Source organism: Ruminococcus sp. OM06-36AC, from assembly GCF_003438725.1.
Taxonomy (GTDB): domain Bacteria; phylum Bacillota; class Clostridia; order Oscillospirales; family Ruminococcaceae; genus Ruminococcus_C; species Ruminococcus_C callidus.
The window spans coordinates 86,603-104,021 of record NZ_QSTT01000003.1 but is presented as its reverse complement, the minus strand read 5'-3'; the positions used below and the strand labels follow the sequence as shown (position 1 = coordinate 104,021).

The 17,419-nt window shown below is 49.3% G+C and carries 13 protein-coding genes; 10 read left to right on the top strand and 3 right to left on the bottom strand.

Going from position 1 to position 17,419, the window contains the following annotated elements:
• The gene (locus tag DXB92_RS04120) at positions 1–2,400 is read right to left on the bottom strand and encodes a dockerin type I domain-containing protein (RefSeq protein ID WP_117732636.1); all 2,400 of its coding nucleotides are present in this window, start codon (positions 2,398–2,400) and stop codon (positions 1–3) included.
• A 267-nt stretch (positions 2,401–2,667) separates the two neighbouring features.
• Positions 2,668–3,006 carry a helix-turn-helix transcriptional regulator gene (locus DXB92_RS04115; protein WP_021680647.1) on the bottom strand — a complete coding sequence of 113 codons (339 nt, stop codon included), beginning with the start codon at positions 3,004–3,006 and terminating at the stop codon, positions 2,668–2,670.
• Positions 3,007–3,430: 424 nt separating this feature from the next.
• Here DXB92_RS04115 and DXB92_RS04110 point away from each other — a divergent pair, with 424 nt between their 5' ends.
• Genes DXB92_RS04110 through DXB92_RS04090 form a run of 5 tightly spaced genes read left to right on the top strand, consistent with a single transcriptional unit; the run spans position 3,431 to position 6,766 of the window.
• Positions 3,431–4,405, top strand: a complete 975-nt coding sequence (locus DXB92_RS04110; protein WP_040646472.1) for an ATP-binding protein — start codon at positions 3,431–3,433, stop codon at positions 4,403–4,405.
• A gap of 1 nt (position 4,406) precedes the next feature.
• A complete protein-coding gene (locus tag DXB92_RS04105) occupies positions 4,407–4,766 on the top strand; it encodes a hypothetical protein (protein ID WP_021680649.1) in 360 nt (119 codons plus the stop codon).
• 10 nt (positions 4,767–4,776) lie between these two features.
• On the top strand, positions 4,777–5,235 hold the full coding sequence (locus DXB92_RS04100; RefSeq protein WP_117732634.1) for a hypothetical protein: 459 nt from the start codon (positions 4,777–4,779) through the stop codon (positions 5,233–5,235).
• A gap of 3 nt (positions 5,236–5,238) precedes the next feature.
• Positions 5,239–5,709: a hypothetical protein gene (locus DXB92_RS04095; RefSeq protein WP_021680651.1), complete on the top strand. Its 471-nt coding sequence runs from the start codon at positions 5,239–5,241 to the stop codon at positions 5,707–5,709.
• 13 nt (positions 5,710–5,722) lie between these two features.
• Complete coding sequence (locus DXB92_RS04090; RefSeq protein WP_117732632.1) at positions 5,723–6,766, top strand: hypothetical protein; 1,044 nt, start codon at positions 5,723–5,725, stop codon at positions 6,764–6,766.
• Between the two features lie 274 nt (positions 6,767–7,040).
• Here DXB92_RS04090 and DXB92_RS04085 read toward each other — a convergent pair whose 3' ends face one another.
• Positions 7,041–8,075, bottom strand: coding sequence for a hypothetical protein (locus DXB92_RS04085; RefSeq protein ID WP_021680653.1), 1,035 nt, complete (start codon positions 8,073–8,075; stop codon positions 7,041–7,043).
• Positions 8,076–8,876: 801 nt separating this feature from the next.
• Here DXB92_RS04085 and gltB point away from each other — a divergent pair.
• The 5 genes from gltB (at position 8,877) to nth (ending at position 17,354) form a co-directional block, all read left to right on the top strand.
• Positions 8,877–13,445, top strand: a complete 4,569-nt coding sequence (gene gltB / locus DXB92_RS04080; protein ID WP_021680655.1) for a glutamate synthase large subunit — start codon at positions 8,877–8,879, stop codon at positions 13,443–13,445.
• A gap of 14 nt (positions 13,446–13,459) precedes the next feature.
• Positions 13,460–14,947, top strand: coding sequence for a glutamate synthase subunit beta (locus DXB92_RS04075; protein ID WP_021680656.1), 1,488 nt, complete (start codon positions 13,460–13,462; stop codon positions 14,945–14,947).
• 724 nt (positions 14,948–15,671) lie between these two features.
• A complete protein-coding gene (locus DXB92_RS04070; RefSeq protein WP_117732630.1) occupies positions 15,672–16,487 on the top strand; it encodes a hypothetical protein in 816 nt (271 codons plus the stop codon).
• Positions 16,488–16,553: 66 nt separating this feature from the next.
• Positions 16,554–16,709, top strand: a complete 156-nt coding sequence (locus tag DXB92_RS13495; protein WP_181976889.1) for a hypothetical protein — start codon at positions 16,554–16,556, stop codon at positions 16,707–16,709.
• A gap of 15 nt (positions 16,710–16,724) precedes the next feature.
• Entirely contained in the window at positions 16,725–17,354 is a 630-nt protein-coding gene (nth, locus tag DXB92_RS04065) for an endonuclease III (protein ID WP_021680664.1), read from the top strand.
• Positions 17,355–17,419: the final 65 nt, after the last annotated feature.

The following is a 17,419-nucleotide window of genomic DNA, read 5'->3' as shown; positions in this document are numbered from 1 at the left end:
TTATGCCACCTTTGTCAGAAGCTGTCGCAGAACAGCCAGATCGAAACCGTTGATGCTGTCATCTGCCTGCAAATCAGCTGCCTTTGCCTGTGCTGCTGTCAGGGCAGTTTCTCCCAGCAGGTATTTTTGCAGCAGCACTGCATCTGCCAGATTTGCTGTACCGTCCCCGTTGACATCGCCGGTAACTGCCGGTGTTTCCGTTTCCAGTGTCAGCTTTTTCAGCTGCATCTGCAAGTCAGAGGTGGCGTAAAGGCAGTAGAGAGCCTGCTTCTGTGCTGCCAGTACCGGCTGGTTTACCATGCTCTGTGCAATGGGGTTGCCGGTCAGTGACCATGTGCCGTCTTTGTTTAATCCGTAAAGGACAAATTCTTCCGGATTCTGGGCGTTTACCGTCATATAGAAGTTTCCCTGTGCCACTGCCGGTGTCATCTGGAATGCCCGTCCTTGGACAGCTTCCGGCAGGGGAATATTTGTAACCGTGCCGGATTCCCAGCGGAAAACGTCTGTCTTGCCGCCGGAGGGAACGATCCAGATGCTGTTTCCGTCTGCCAGAACTGAAATCGTGCCGCAGTCCTGTTCTGAAAGCGTTGTGGTATTCCAGGCCGTTCCGTCCCAGACGGCAAGCTTTGGTACATTGTTGTCGTTCAGGTCGCGGTATCCGATGCCAATGCTGCCGTTTGCAGCGGCGATCTCCATGTTGCAGACATTGTCAGCAATGACATCTCCCAGCAGGGAAACGGTGCCGGCGGCATTGTCAAACCGGAATGCGTGAAGAACATAGGGGAACGAGCCGGTGGTGTAGGTCACGTACACGCCGCTGCTGTCTGCGGCAATATCGGCATATTGAGCCAGTTCTGTGCCGGTGCAGCAATCTTGCCATGCACCGGAGGTGCTGTTCCAGCGGTTCAGGTGCAGGAAATACTGGCTGTCCTGCCAGAGCAGGTAGGGCGTACCGTTGGAGAATGCCAGCTTCGGGTTGTACATAGTACCGGAAAGCACAGTGCTGACTGGCTGTAAGGTGTCGTTTTCCACACAGTACAGTGTGGCACCATCGGTGTTGGCGGACAGCAGATACAGCTTGCCGTCATCGCCGGTCACCATGTCGTAGCCGGTCTGGTCTGCGGGAAAGTTCACGCTGTCCACGGTCTGCCACAACAACCGGTCGGATACATCGGCAAAGTCGGCGGAAAAGCTTAATGTGCCGTCACCGTTCAGCTGAATGTCATGGAGAGCGATGCCGCTGTTGGTGCCGTCGGAATAGACCAGGGCACCGTCTGCAAAGGTGCTTTCCAGATCTGTGGAACCGATCGAATCCGGTGCGTTTTTGCCGCCGTAGCAGGAACGTGTCAGGTCACCGCCGCCGGCATTCAGCGTGGTTTCATCGGGTCGGAATACGTAGATGCCGTCAGTATCACTTCGATAGTTGCCCTGTACGGCAGTGTTGACACGATAGACTACCATGCCCTCGCCGTAGATCTTGCAGTCCAGTTCTTCGGAGTACTGCTTTCCGGGAATACGGTATTCCACCGCAAAAAATTCCGTGTCTGAAAACGGCGTTTTCAGCAGATAGAGCCGATCGCCTGTGCTGGAAGATGCCGGCTGTAATGTGTAGGTGCCGGCAGTGGTAATAGTTTTCGCGTCCAGCCAGCCGGAAACCGCGTAACGCTGATAGGCGAGAGGGTATTGCAGAAAGATGGAGTTGGTTGCCATAAGATCCCACTGTCCCACAGGGTTGCCGGAAGAACTGTCTTTGCGGTAGAGGTCGGGATAACCGATACTGTGCAGGAACTCATGGCAGAGTGTTCCCACGCCGCTGAAAATAGTGGAACTGAGCAGTGTGTAGCTGCTCATCAGGTTGATGCTGCCTACAGGGGTATCTCCAAGATACAGTCCGCCCACCTGGAAAGCTTTTGCCCAAAGCGGGTCACCCATAGACTCTGCCCGTCCGTCGATCACCAGTGTGATGTTGTCTGTCATGCCGTCCTGATTGCCGTCCAGCGGTATGCTGTCAGGAATCCGGATATTCTGCACCATTTCAATGGCGTACTGTTCATAGTTGGTGTATTCCGCTTTGGAATTCTGAAGAATGTAGGGCTGGATCACGCCGTCGGAAAGCTGCGGGAAATAAGAGTTCACGTGCAGCTTGCCATAGGAAATGGCGTCGATATAGCTGGTGAGAGAACGCGGTGTGCTGGTGTCGTTGCAAATGGCGATCGCCGTGTCCGTCTTGTCTGCCATAAAGTTGTCTGTGTCGGCATCTGGAAACTGGGCAAACAGAACGATGTTGTTTAGCTGTTGCGTCGTGTCTGCTGCCTGTGCAGAAATGCTGCCTGCGGGGATTCCTGCAAACAGCAGGATCACACCCAGCAGCAGAGCCGGAATGCGTTTGTGTATACTCATAGTCATGCTCCTGTCTGACAGCGTTAGCTGTCCGTTGATATAATTATTATACCATAGTTTCCTGCACTTTTGCAAGAAAAAATGGGAAATTTGTCATAAACACAAAGGAAAAAACGAAAAAATCCGCTGCGGGATCATTTCGCAGCGGATTTTTTTGGCGAGTACCTGTAAACTGTTTTTGAACGGACAAGCGTCTGTCTGGCTTCCTGTGTATAATAAAAGCATGGACGGAAGAGGAACGCTGAATCAAGTCCGTTTGGTATCTCCCTAATGCTCCTGAAAGCGATCAGAGAGCAGGTCCATGAATGCAAGGCAAAGACGTTTGTTGTCAGGAGAAAGATTTTGAAATTTTTCCAGCAGGATCGCATCATCTTTCGAATAATCTGTTTGACGGACAGTACCGAGAAGAATGTGATCCGGTGTGGTTTCCAAGGCAGTACATAATTTCAAAAAGACCTCCAAGCTGGGAATGGAACGTGCGGTTTCAATGCAGGAAAGGTATTTGTCATTGATTTTGGCACGTTCGCAAACTTCATATTGCTTTAACCGTAGCTCTTTTCGTCGCCTTGCAAGATTTTTACCGATTTGTTGGTAGTCGAGAATCATACTGCTGTACCTCCTTATATTAAGAGTATACAGGCATTTTTGGATTGTAAACAGTGTAAAAGCTGAAAAACAACTTGACATAAGAAAAAATATGGTATATAATAAGAATATGCATGTTTTGTGGCAAAAAATCCAATTGTCAGGCAGTATAGAAAACGGACAGGATCCCAACAGATTTTAAGGCAGCACAGGCTTTGTGTCGTGCTGCCCTAGGGAAACACTGAATAAAGCTTGTGCGTAAGATGCGTAGTCAGATTTTTCGGCAGATTGCATAGAAATTCCGCAGGCATACTGTCGTATGGCAAGGTATTTCTGGGCAATATGACGGAAAATCTGCAAGCAGATTGCGTACAAAGCCGTCAGGCGGGCTTTATTCAGCGTTTTCCTAGATAATCAATCCATTTTGAGAAAGGGAGTTATTCTGATGCCATTAGTGCCAACCAAAAGCAGTCCACCCGTAACCAAGCCGAAGCCGAAACCGCAGCCGCCGCAGCCGGAGAAGCAGTCCATAAGCTTCATGGTTTCCAAGCCCAAGTACCGGCTTTCGGATCTGATCTTGTCGGAGAGCAACTTGGACGAATTGCAGACGGTCATCAAAGCGAAAGAATACTGGAACAAGGTATTTGTGGACTGGAACCTGCAATCCGTGATGAAACAGCGGAAAAGCCTGTTCATCAACCTTTACGGAGAGCCGGGAACCGGAAAGACCATGGCTGCCCACGCAATTGCCAACGCTCTGCACAAGGAAATGATCTGCGTCAATTATGCGGATATTGAATCCAAGTATGTAGGCGAAACCAGCAAGAACCTGACAAATCTTTTCCACACTGCCTCAGAAAAAGACATCATCATTTTCTTTGACGAAGCAGATGCACTGCTGAGCAAGCGTGTGACCAATATGTCCAGTTCCACAGATGTCAGCGTGAACCAGACCCGTTCGGTGCTGCTGACACTGCTGAATGACTATGAGGGCATGGTGATATTTGCCACCAACTTTATCAGCAACTACGATCCCGCATTTATGCGGCGGATCCAGTACCATATCCGGTTTGATCTGCCGGACAAGTCTTTGCGGGAAAAGCTGTGGCGGCTGTACATTCCGCAGGAAATGCCGACAGACCTTCGTATTTCCGAGATTGCCGAAAAGTATGACGGCGTAAGCGGCAGCGATATTTCCAATGCGGTGCTGAAAGCTGCCCTGAAAGCGGCGAAGAATCAGGAATCGTTTGTGAAGCAGGCGGACTTTGAAGATGCCGTTGCGGAGATCGTCAAGAGCAAAAAGGCGAACAAAAGCGGAAGCCCCAGAGATGTTAAGATTACAAAATCCGAGATAGTTCCGGAATCGGAAGTACCGAAAGATATTGTAAATAAATCAAAAGAATTTCAGGAGGTGAACTAAAATGATATTGTTTTCAGTACTTGCTGCAGTCGGAGCCTGTGTGGTTCTGACACTGTTGGACGCATTTTACGACAGTATCATCAAATGGCTGTCCAAGATCGGTGAGGTTGCACAGCGGGTGGTCAAGGGTGTACTGATCGGCTGCAAAACATTTCTTTCTGACGTGCGGAAGAATATCGGGAAGGAGATTTCCAAGAACTATTCCAAGGTCGGTGAAAAATGGCAGGTGACAGAGGTTTCCAGAGAAATTCCTGCGGACAAGATTCCGGACGAGATCTATGACAGAATGGAAATGGAAGACAGCGATTCTCTGGAACTGACAGAAGACATCGAAGCACAACTTTTGAGCAACTATCAGTGAGGTGAAGAAAATGGCTGGATTTTTTGAACGACTGGCAAACATGATCGATGAGGAAGTCAGCAAGGCAGGTGCAAACGGAAACACCGCGTCTGTCCCTGCGGCTGCCCCGAAGAAGCCTGTCACATGGAACGAATTCCTCGAGCAGACAGGTAAGGACATAGATCAGCAGGTCATCAGTCACGCCCGAAAAGAGGGCTTGATCTACGTGGGCGGCAAGTGCAAATTTACGGCGACAAAGTGTGAGGAAGACAAAGACAAGGAAACATTTGTTGTCAACGTAGACGCTGCACTCTACTTCAAGGATCAATTCAAGACGGAAAAGAATTTTCAGCTGTATCCGCTGCACCGCGAGGTGAAGTTCAGCGAATTTACAGAAGATGCGGAAACGCAGGAACAGCTGGAAAAGATCAAGACTGAAGTCATGGAGCTGGACGTGGAAACACCCCAGATCAAGACGGAAAAGGAGTAACACATGGGGTTTTTTAGTAAACTGGGAGAAAAAATCGATAAGGGAATCTCGTGGATTGGTCAGCAACTGAAAAAATTTGCGACGCTTGCTGCGGATTTTTTCAGACGTGTAAAAGACGGAATCCGTAAGTTTGCAATGATTATCGGCAAATTCTTCTCGCTTCTGGCAAAGTGGCTGGATACTGCTATTAAATACGTAGAAGCTACATTCCATGTAATCGTTTCTGGTGTACAGACATTTTTGAAGAAGGTAGGAAACGAGTATCAACAGTTGTCCTATAACTATACCCGACAAGATGACGGTACGTTTTTGAAAAACACCGTGATAAAGCAGACGTTTGTATCAGAAGACGAGATACCGGCAGACATCAGAGAGCAGGCACTCAAGCTGGCAGACGGCAAAATGGTGGATATTACAGAAACTGCGGCAGAAAGAGAAGAAGAAGCATGCACGCAGCTGGGTCTGAGTGCGTAAGGGGGAATGATCGATGCCGTTTATTATCATTGGTATCATTATCGCTCTGGTTTTGATTTTCGGCGGAAAGGCCATTGCCAAAAAGGCAGGTGCACTTGCGAAGAAAATCATTAAGATCGTGGTACTTGGTTATGCGTACATGTTTTACATGTCCCTTGTTGTAGGTTGGTTTGCAGACACCAGCGTTTTTTTGATGTTGTTGTTCTGCGTGCTTCCTGTTGCGGTATGGTTCATTCGCAGAAAGCTGACATTCGGAAGCAGAGTGAACAAGCAGATCACCAATTACATCAATTTTGTTTTGAATGAAGATACGACAGGAAAAACCATTCTGTTGAGTGACTTCTTGGCTCTGGATACCACCAAAAAGCTGATGAATGAACGGAAACAGGTAGACGATAAGCCGGTTTCGCAGTACGTCAGCCAGCAGTTCGATCAGATCTTCTACAGCACGCTCCGCAGCAGAATCCAAGAGGACAAAATTGACCAGAATGAAAGAATTTACTTTTACTGGGAATACTATAAGTTTCTCGATTATCTGGAATGCTGCAACGTAGAACTTGCCGATTACATTGACAAGGTCAGTGCCGTAGATATGAGTTATATTTATGTTTCTGGTCTGGCGTTCTTCAGCAGCAAGATTCTGGACAAGATCACGGAAAGCTTCCTGCCCTTTGTAGAGTCGGTTCCGGAACTGAAAGATGCTCCGTTCTCGACGTATACACTGAAAAACAAAGCGTATCAGGTGGGCTTTCTGGATCCGTATATAAAGGAATCCACATTGCAGGCTTTTGATGATGATCCGGATTTGTACAAAGACGATTTTTCCGATCTGTATCACAACATACTGGATTTTGAGATCGGAAACTGCATTGAGCAGAAAGAAATCGTTCACTCCACAATGCATGCACAAGAAGATGATGACGACGAAGAATACTTCGAACTGAACCACGCAAGTCCGGACGGCATCGAAGAATACGGAAGCGAGATCGAGGCACACAGAATTGCCATGGAAGATGATGAGGACGACCTCGACATGCTGGAAGGCTGTGCCGCATAAAAATCTGTTTTGTACAAGTCCTTAGGCAATACCGCACAAAGAGCGTCTGGCGACTTTGCACGCCATCTGCTTGCAAATTTCCCGTCATATTTCACAAAAATGCTCGTGAATACATCAAGTATTCACTCCGCTTTTTGTTTCATCTGACGAAAAATTTGACGACGCATCTGTCGCACAATCTTTGTGCGGTATTGCCCTTAAAAACCAAAAATCCCAGTCGCAAACAAAATGCGGCTGGGATTTTTTGATGACAGCACCGTATAAAGCCGTCAGGCTAGGAAAATGTATACCACTTTTGCAGCTTTTCCCGATAGGCGTTGACGATCGGGTTTTGATTCGGGTTGTCAAGGAGAAACCGATAAAGGTCTTCTTTTGTGATCACATGGATATGCGGGCTGTTCTTGCCCGAATCAGTAACTGCAATGCCGGAAAAAAGATAGATTTTCCAGTAGGTATCCGTATCGGAACTGTAATCGTCAGCGTGGATTTCTTCCTGATTCTTGACCTGACAGGTGATTCTTCTGATTTTTCCGCTTTCCTTTTCCATGCCCAGCAGCTCGAATTCATACTTCGGCGTGTTTCGTTTGCAGCTGGAGGGGAGCAGGCAGAAGTTCGATTTCTTGTTGTTCTCGTTATTCTCGTCGTTCTTGTTGTCCTCGTTGTTCTTATCGAGAATCCACATGGCTGTAAGGTCTTCCAGTTCATCGGGATTCATAGCCTTGCAGAAATTCTCGGCGTGAATCGGAATCTTTTCGTATGTCGTCTGTGTCGCAACACTGTACAAGATGTCCGCCAGTTTTTGCAAGTCCGTGTCCGCGATTCGTCTGATGGTCTGCTGCCGCCGCTGGGAAAACCGCCCGACTACTGCCGACGGCACATCTGAAATCGGATACCACTTTTCCACACGGCATGCCCATGACAACGGATTAGACGGCATTTCCGCTTCTTTGGCGTTATGGTATGTTTCAAAATCAACAGTATCTTCGGTCAGCCACTGTGCGGTTGTTTTCACTTTTGCAATATAATATTTGGCGTTTCGATCTCGGAAAAGCACAAGATCTCCTGCCTGAATGTTCTGATAGGCGTGATATGCTGTTTTGGAAACATTTCCAGAGCCGGTTTCCAGCCATTTCTGCTGATATTCTTCGTAGTCGGGCATGGGTTCACCGGCGGGATAGGCGTTATCATCGATATTCCAACCCATGCCGAAAAGGTTGTTCCGGATACAGTCCTTCTGAAAATTCAGAACAATGTTTTCGTTTCGCTTCTTCGGTGAGAAAGGTTTGATTTGAATGATCCAGTACTCCATAAAAGTTCTCCTGTTCTGTGTTCTCTTGGATATATCTTTATGTTACCATGTGATTTGTGAAAATTCTACATGGAAATTGTAAAATCAGAGATTTGCAGAACATCTCTATAAGAAATCATTCTTCTGTGAAAAGAATAATAGCACAATTTCTTAGAAAATAGCATCATCTCTAATTGATTTTTTCCAGATATGTGATAAAATATAGGTGTGATTAATGATACAATAGGCTGGAGAAGCGAATATGAGGTATGCTTTCTCGAAAATAAGGGAAACACTGCATAAAGCTTGCAAGCAGATTGCATGCAAAGCCGACAGGCGGGATTTATGCAGTGTTTCTATAAGAGGGAATGGAGAACAGAGAACGGCTCTCAAGTGGGAGAGGCTGTTATAGTTCGGAGTGATGCCGCAGGGACAATTGCAGTTGTCTTTGCGGCTTTGCTTTTTGCTTGCAAGGCTGTTTTCGACAAGGGAACAGCTGTTTCCGGCTGACTTGCACTTTTCTTCTCACAGCAAAAGGAAACGGAACTTTCAAAAATCAAGTGCAGTGGAATTTCTGAAAAAATCTGCAGCATTTTCTTTTTTATAAAAGAAAAAAATAGGCGTTTTTCTTGCTTTTTTCGGAAAAATTGAAAAAAACCTATTGACAAAGCCGGCGGAATGGTCTATAATGAATATTAGCAAAAGCGATCAGAGGATCGCAAAATGAAGGAAAGCAATGACGCTTTATGGAAAGAAACAGGACGTTTCTTTTCATAAGGCGTTTTTTTGTTATTTTGCACATCTTGCAAAGGAGAAGTGATTATGGATAACTACAGAAACCAAGAGCCGTTTGCAAAGAACGGCTTGTATGACCCTCGTTTTGAACACGAGAACTGCGGTATCGGTGCGGTTGTCAACATGGACGGCACATCGGACCGGAAAGTGGTGGACAGTGCACTCCGAATTGTAGAAACACTGGAGCACAGAGCCGGTAAAGATGCCGAGGGCAAGACGGGTGACGGCGTAGGCATTCTGCTGCAGATCTCTCACACTTATTTTTCGAAAGTGGCAAAGGAAGCTGGAATCCAGATCGGCGGCAAACGGGAATACGGTATCGCCATGTTCTTCTTCCCGCAGACCAAGGAAAAATACGAAAAGGCAATGCAGACTTTTGAGGAAGTGCTGAAAGAGGAACATCTGGAATTTCTGGGCTGGCGTGAAGTACCGGTAGATCCGGACGTTCTGGGCACCAAGGCTCTGGACAGCATGCCGCACATCATGCAGGCATTCATCAAGAAGCCGGACGACTGTGAAAAGGGTCTGGAATTCGACCGGAAGCTGTACATCGCCCGCATGGTATTCGAAAAGCGGGACAGCGAAACTTATGTGGTATCCTGCTCCAGCCGTACCATTGTATATAAAGGTATGTTTTTGGTCAAGCAGCTGCGTCTGTTCTACCACGACCTGAATAGTCCGGATTATCATTCGGCGATCGGTATCGTACACTCCCGTTTCAGCACCAACACTAACCCCAGCTGGCAGCGTTCACACCCGAACCGCATGATGGTGCACAACGGTGAGATCAACACCATTACCGGTAACGTGGATAAGATGCTGAGCCGTGAAAATATTCTCCACTGCAAGGCACTGGACGACCGCATGAAGGATATTTTCCCGATGCTGGACGTTCGGGGTTCCGACTCTGCCCGTCTGGACAATACCTTGGAATTCATGACCATGTCCGGCATGGATCTGCCGCTGGCAGTGATGATGACCATTCCGGAACCGTGGCAGCATATCCCCACCATGAGCCGTGAAAAGCGTGCGTTCTATCAGTACTACGCAACCATGATGGAACCGTGGGACGGTCCGGCTTCGATCATTTTCTCCGACGGCGACATCATGGGTGCAGTACTGGACAGAAACGGTCTGCGTCCGTCCCGTTATTATGTGACCGATGACGGATGTCTGATCTTGTCCTCGGAGGTCGGTGCACTGGACGATATTCCGGCAGAAAAGATCGTCAAGAAAGAAAGACTGCACCCCGGAAAGATGTTGCTGGTGGATACCGTCAAAGGCAAGCTGATCGACGACGAAACCATTAAGAATTTCTATGCAAAGCGTCAGCCTTACGGCGAATGGCTGGATCACAACCTGTTCAGCCTGAGCGAACTGAAAGTTCCCAACAAGCGTCCTTTCCGTCATGGCGGAAAGGAACTGCTCCGGTTACAGCGTGCATTCGGCTATACTTACGAGTCCCTGTATCATGTTATGGTGCCTATGGCACTGAACGGCGGAGAACCGACTTCGGCAATGGGTGCAGATACCCCGATTCCTGCAATGTCCAAGAAGAATCCGCCGCTGTTTGATTACTTCAAGCAGATGTTCGCACAGGTCACCAACCCGCCGATCGACTCCATTCGGGAATCTGTTATCACCGATACCACCGTTTATCTGGGCGTATCCGGCAACATTCTGGAAGAAGACGAACGGAACTGCCGTGTACTGAAAGTCAACAACCCGATTCTCACCAATCTGGATATGATGAAGATTCGCGGCATGGACATTGACGGACTGAAAACCGCAGACATTTCCATGCTGTATACCAAGGACGTTTCTCTCCATGATGCCATTGAAAACCTGTATCAGCAGGCAGAGGAAGCACACGCCAAGGGTGCAACGATTCTGATTCTGACCGACCGTGGTGTCGATCACGACCACTTGGCGATCCCGTCGCTGCTGGCAGTGGCTGCACTGGAAACCTATCTGGTACGTACCAGAAAGAATACTGCAATTTCTCTGATCATCGAAACTGCAGAGCCTTGTGAAGTACATCATTTCGCAACCCTGCTGGGCTTCGGTGCAAGTGCAGTCAATCCGTATCTGGCACTGGATTCCCTGTATGACATGATCAACCGCGGTCTGGTGGATAAGGACTATTCGCAGGCAAGCAAGGCATATATTGACGCACTGGTTTCCGGTATCGTCAAGATCGCTTCGAAAATGGGTATCTCCACCATTCAGTCCTATCAGGGCTCCAAAATTTTCGAGGCACTGGGCATCAGCGAGAGCGTTATGAACGAGTATTTTCCGGATACGGTCAGCCGCGTGGGTGGTATCGATCTGGACGATATTGCAAAACGCAGCATGACCATGCACGAGAGTGCCTTTGACCCCAACGATCTGGGAATGGACGAGGGACTTCGCAGCGTGGGCTGGCACAAGGAACGGAGCAATCAGGAAGAACACTTGTACAATCCGGAAACCATTCACCTGCTCCAGCAGGCAACATGGCGGGACGATTACAATCTGTTCAAGCAGTATACCGCCTGTGTCAATGCCGAAGACCGGCACATCACGCTCCGCAGCACGCTGGACTTCAAGTTTGCAGAGGACGGCGGCATTCCTATGGAGGAAGTGGAAAGCGTAGAATCCATTATGCGTCGCTTTAAGACGGGTGCGATGTCTTACGGTTCCATTTCACAGGAAGCCCACGAGTGTATGGCAATTGCCATGAACCGTATCGGCGGCAAGTCCAACAGCGGTGAGGGCGGCGAAGATCTGGAACGTATTGTCACCGCAGGCAGTGCTGTCGATAAGTGCTCGGCAATCAAGCAGGTGGCTTCCGGACGTTTCGGCGTTACCTCGAAGTATCTGACCTCCGCCAAGGAGATCCAGATCAAAATGGCACAGGGTGCAAAGCCCGGTGAGGGCGGACATCTGCCGGCAAAGAAAGTGTACCCATGGATCGCCAAGACCAGACATTCCACACCGGGTGTGGCTCTGATCTCACCGCCGCCGCACCACGATATTTACTCTATCGAAGATCTGGCACAGCTGATCTATGACCTGAAAAATGCCAACAAAAAGGCTCGTATCTCCGTGAAGCTGGTTTCCGAAGCCGGTGTCGGCACCATTGCAGCCGGCGTTGCCAAGGCTGGTGCAGGGGTAATCCTGATTTCCGGTTATGACGGCGGTACCGGTGCGGCTCCGGGCAGCTCTATTCACAATGCAGGTCTGCCGTGGGAACTGGGTCTGGCAGAAACACACCAGACGCTGATCCAGAACAATCTGCGTTCCAAGGTTGTCATTGAGGCAGACGGAAAAATGATGAGCGGACGTGACGTGGTCATTGCCGCAATGCTGGGTGCAGAAGAATATGGCTTCGCAACGGCTCCGCTGGTAACAATGGGCTGCGTGATGATGCGTGTCTGCAATCTGGATACCTGTCCGGTAGGCGTTGCCACACAGAATCCGGAACTGCGGAAACGTTTCCGCGGCAAGCCGGAATATGTCATCAACTTCATGCGGTTTATGGCACAGGAAATGCGGGAATACATGGCAAAGCTGGGAATCCACACCGTAGATGAACTGGTGGGACGTTCTGATCTGCTGGTACAGAAGCAGTATCCGGCAGGCACACACGAGAGCAAGATCGATATGTCTAATATCCTCACCAATCCCTATGCCAAGGAAGAAAGCGATGTCAAGATGCACTTCGTGCCGGAAGACGTTTTCGATTTCAAGCTGGATAAGACCATCGATGAAACCGTGATCATTCCGGAAATGAAAGAAGCACTGGCAAAGAAGCAGAAGAAAGAGATCCGTATCAATGTCAGCAACCTGAACCGTGCACTGGGCACGCTGTTCGGTGCGGAGATCACACGGAAATATTATAATACACTGGAGGACGACACCTTTGTGGTACACTGTACCGGTGCCGGCGGACAGAGTTTCGGTGCGTTCATTCCGAAGGGTCTGACACTGGCTCTGGAAGGGGACAGCAACGACTATTTCGGCAAGGGCTTGTCCGGCGGTAAGCTGGCAGTGTTCCCGCCCAAGGGTTCCAAGTTTAAGGAAGACGAAAACATCATTATCGGCAACGTGGCACTGTTCGGTGCGACCAGCGGTAAGGCATTCATCAATGGCGTGGCAGGCGAACGTTTCTGCGTCCGCAACTCCGGTGCTTCTGTCGTAGTAGAAGGTGTCGGTGAACACGGCTGTGAGTACATGACCGGCGGCTGTGCAGTCATTCTGGGCGAAGTGGGCAAAAACTTTGCCGCAGGTATGAGCGGCGGTATTGCTTACGTACTGGATCGGGAAAATGATTTGTACACCAAGCTGAACAAGTCGCTGGTAGGCTTCGGTGCAGTTACCAAGCCGGAAGATGTGGCACAGCTGAAAGGTCTGATCGAAGAACACGTGGCATGGACAGATTCCAAGCTGGGCAAGAAGATTCTGAAGAATTTCGACACCTGCCTGCCGCACTTCAAGAAGATCGTACCCCATGATTATGCAAAGATGCTGGACAGCATTGCAGAATTTGAGGCAGAGGGCATGAGCCGTGAAGAAGCACAGATCGAGGCATTTTATGCCAACACGAGAAATTAACAGGAGGAGCTATCATGGGAAAATCAACTGGATTTCTCGAATATGAGAGAGTCGAAAATGCTGGACAGGAACCGCTGGAACGAATCAAGACCTATCGGGAATTTCATACCCCGCTTTCCGACGAAGAACGCCGGAAACAGGGTGCCCGCTGCATGGACTGCGGTGTCCCGTTCTGTCAGGCAGGCAAGCCGATCTTTGGCATGGTTTCCGGCTGCCCGCTGAATAACCTTTGTCCGGAGTGGAACGACATGGTCTACAACGGCTTCTGGGAAGAAGCTGCGGACCGGCTGCTGCTGACCAACTGTTTTCCGGAATTCACCTCCCGTGTTTGTCCGGCACTGTGTGAAAAGGCATGTACCTGCGGTCTGAACGGCGATCCGGTCACCGTCAAGGAAAATGAATACGCCATTATCGAAAAGGCATTTGCCAGCGGGCACATCAAGGCAAATCCGCCGAAAGTCCGCACCGGCAAGCGTGTGGCAGTGGTCGGTTCCGGTCCGTCCGGTCTGGCGGCAGCATTGCAGCTGAACAAGCGTGGACATCATGTGACAGTATTCGAACGGGAAGACCGTGTGGGCGGTCTGCTGATGTACGGAATCCCGAACATGAAGCTGGAAAAAACGGTAGTACAGCGGCGTGTGGACATGATGCAGGAAGAGGGTGTAGAGTTCCGCACCAGCGTAGATGTGGGCAAGGACATTTCTGCGGAGCAGCTGCTGAAAGAGTATGATGCAGTCATTCTGGCGTGTGGTTCTTCGAATCCGAGAAACATCAACGCAGACGGTCGGGACGCAGACGGCATTTACTATGCAGTGGACTTCCTGAAAGCCACCACAAAGAGCCTGATCAACTCCAACCTGTCTGACGGTTACTATATCAGTGCCAAGTACAAGAATGTCATCGTCATCGGCGGCGGCGACACGGGTAATGACTGCGTCGGTACTGCCATTCGCCACGGCTGCAAGTCTGTGGTACAGCTGGAAATGATGCCGAAGCTGCCGGACACCCGTGCCGAAAGCAATCCGTGGCCGGAGTGGCCCCGTGTCTGCAAGACAGACTACGGTCAGGAAGAAGCCATTGCCGTATTTGGTCACGATCCGCGAATCTACCAGACAACGGTAAAGCGGTTCATCAAGGACGACAAGAATCACGTTCGTGCAGTGGAAACCATTAAGCTGCAATCTGTACACGATCCCAAGACCGGCAGAATGCGAATGGAAGAAATCGAGGGCAGCGAACAGATTCTGGACGCAGATCTGGTGTTGATCGCCGCAGGATTTCTGGGGGCACAGGCATATGTGACAGATGCATTTGGCGTGGAAACCACACCGCGAACCAATGTTTCCACCAAGATCGGTCACTACAGCACCAGCGTGGAAAAGGTGTTCACCGCAGGCGATATGCACCGCGGACAGTCGCTGGTAGTCTGGGCAATTCGTGAGGGCAGAGAAGCTGCCAAGGAAGTAGACCAGTACCTAATGGGCTATACCAATCTGAATTGATGTTATGGAAACACTGCATACAGTTTGCCTGTGGAATTTTTGTACAATTTACGCACAAGCTTTATGCAGTGCTTCCTTATTATTCTGACAATTTCAAGTTATTCATATACCCTTTGCAAAACAGGCTGCATTTCCGGAAACGGAGGTGCAGCCTGTTTTTCTTGGGAAACACTGCATTCTATCATGACATGGAAAACCAGAGCTCAAAAAAACAGAAAAACTGCTCTTATCACAGAATGTGTCCGTTCAAAAATAATTTACAGGAGCACATGCAAAACATATAGCTGGGAATGTCTGTACTGCAGAATCGCCCGATAGACTTGTGTGCAATCTTTCTGTGCTGCCCTTGATTTTATCCCAGTAATATGGTAGAATAAATACGACAGAAATCGTACAGTTGCGATGATATTTACAAGTGGCTCAGAGCAGCTGCAAGCGGATGCACTTCTTTATAAGAAAAGCTGGCATTCGCGTTACGCGACCAAGGGCAATACCGCACAAAGCCCGCCTGACGGCTTTGCACGCAATCTGCGTGCAGATTTTCCGTCATATTGCCCAGAAATCCCTTGCCATACGGCAGTATGCCTGCGGAATTTCTAGGCAATCTGCCGAAAAATCTGACAACGCACCTTACGCACAAGCTTTGTGCGGTGTTGCCCAAGGAACAATTCCTGCACCGGCAGTGGGGGAAGTTTATGCGGCGAAAATAATGGAGGCATAGAACGTGGAACATCAGAATCCTTTTTCCTATGCGGAATTCCTGCGGATCTTTGAACATGACAACTGGTTTTTGATTGATGAAACGGTGTTTTATCTGGACTATGCTCCGGACGAAGAATATTATTTGGGTTGCCTTCGGGAATACGAGGAACCGTATTGGGCAGGGTACTGCGATATTTCGGAGGGCGGCTGTTTTCGTACAGCTTCGGCACTGTTGAATGCAAAAATTTTTCATGGGCGATCTGTCAAAGAACGTTGGGAAAATGTGAGATTTTTTCAGATTGGCGGGATTCCCGTGGAAACATGGCTGGAACTGTATGAAGAAGATTTGCCGAAAGTGGAACGGGAATCGCGAATCGAAGAACTGTACGGGGAATTTTTGCTGTGGAACTGCGGGTTTCATTCCAGTGAAACTTATTTGTCCATGCTGGATACGCTTCTTTCGGAGTACCCCGAAAACGCCTTACTGCTGAAGCTGAAAAAATTTTCTGAAAGCCGCAAAGTCACTTGTCGTTTGTTTCTGCACCACTGGAACTATGAGAGCGTGTCTGCCGGACGTGCGGATTCTTCCAGTTATGCTGCTTTGGGAAAATATCTGTTTTCCGCATTGCAAAAGCAATATGAGGAAAGCCAATTTAACCCTGAAACATACAGCATCGGCTGCTTTTGCCTATGGCATTACTTGCCGGAAGCGGTCAAGGCAAAAGAACCGTTTTCTACGCTGTGCCGCGTGAAAACGTACTGGGACCGCAACGACACACAAGCTTGGAAATTGCTCCAGCAGGCGTTTGCATTTTATGATTCAGGCAACACTGCATAACGCTTGTGAGCAAGATACGTTGTCAGATTGCGTGCAAAGCCTGTTGCCTGAAACACGTTTTTGTGAATGGAGGAACAGTATGGAACATTGCAGGATTCCGATTCAGCGGATTCGCCCCGCGGCATTGCATTTTATGAGAAAAACGGGTTCCGTCTGACCGGAGAAAAAAGAATCGAAGATGAAGTTATTCCGCTGCTGAAAATGGAGCGTGTCACAGAATAAAAAGGAGAAACACATATGACCAAAAAAGAACGTGCCCTGCTGGCGGTGCAGACGCTGGAAGAAGTCTATCCGCAGGCAACCTGTGCACTGCAATATGAAAAGCCCTATGAACTGCTGATCGCGGTGCGGCTGTCGGCACAGTGTACCGATGCAAGGGTAAACCAGATCACACCAAAGCTGTTCGCAGCTTATCCCACACTGGAATCACTGGCGGCGGCAGACATCGGCGATTTGGAAGAGATCGTCCGTCCCTGCGGCTTCTATCACATGAAAGCCAGGAGCATCAAGGAAATGTCTGCCCAGCTGCTGCTGCACTTCGGCGGCGTGGTGCCGGACAATATGAAAGATTTGCTTTCCCTGTCCGGCGTGGGACGCAAAACTGCAAACCTGATTCTCGGCGATGTCTACGGCAAGCCGGCAATCGTGGCGGATACCCACTTTATCCGGATCACCGGACGGCTGGGACTGACCAAATCCAAAGACCCTGTACAGGTGGAAAAAGATCTCCGCCCGCTGATCCCGCCGGAGCGTTCCTCGGACTTTTGTCATCGGGTGGTGTGGTTCGGCAGAGATACCTGCCGTGCACGAAAGCCCCGGTGCAAGAGCTGTCCCATGGCGGCATTCTGTCCCTCCCGAAGCGAGTAAGGGCGAGTTCCGCGACAGCCGGCAGGGGAAATGTTGCGGAATGCACAGAGAATCTGCTTGAAAAT

Excerpts from the sequence above, each read along its gene's own strand:
- DXB92_RS04120 (WP_117732636.1), bottom strand. The coding sequence starts at position 2,400 with ATGAGTATACACAAACGCATTCCGGCTCTGCTGCTGGGTGTGATCCTG.
- DXB92_RS04115 (WP_021680647.1), bottom strand. The coding sequence starts at position 3,006 with ATGATTCTCGACTACCAACAAATCGGTAAAAATCTTGCAAGGCGACGA.
- DXB92_RS04110 (WP_040646472.1), top strand. The coding sequence starts at position 3,431 with ATGCCATTAGTGCCAACCAAAAGCAGTCCACCCGTAACCAAGCCGAAG.
- DXB92_RS04105 (WP_021680649.1), top strand. The coding sequence starts at position 4,407 with ATGATATTGTTTTCAGTACTTGCTGCAGTCGGAGCCTGTGTGGTTCTG.
- DXB92_RS04100 (WP_117732634.1), top strand. The coding sequence starts at position 4,777 with ATGGCTGGATTTTTTGAACGACTGGCAAACATGATCGATGAGGAAGTC.
- DXB92_RS04095 (WP_021680651.1), top strand. The coding sequence starts at position 5,239 with ATGGGGTTTTTTAGTAAACTGGGAGAAAAAATCGATAAGGGAATCTCG.
- DXB92_RS04090 (WP_117732632.1), top strand. The coding sequence starts at position 5,723 with ATGCCGTTTATTATCATTGGTATCATTATCGCTCTGGTTTTGATTTTC.
- DXB92_RS04085 (WP_021680653.1), bottom strand. The coding sequence starts at position 8,075 with ATGGAGTACTGGATCATTCAAATCAAACCTTTCTCACCGAAGAAGCGA.
- gltB (WP_021680655.1), top strand. The coding sequence starts at position 8,877 with ATGGATAACTACAGAAACCAAGAGCCGTTTGCAAAGAACGGCTTGTAT.
- DXB92_RS04075 (WP_021680656.1), top strand. The coding sequence starts at position 13,460 with ATGGGAAAATCAACTGGATTTCTCGAATATGAGAGAGTCGAAAATGCT.
- DXB92_RS13495 (WP_181976889.1), top strand. The coding sequence starts at position 16,554 with ATGGAGGAACAGTATGGAACATTGCAGGATTCCGATTCAGCGGATTCG.
- nth (WP_021680664.1), top strand. The coding sequence starts at position 16,725 with ATGACCAAAAAAGAACGTGCCCTGCTGGCGGTGCAGACGCTGGAAGAA.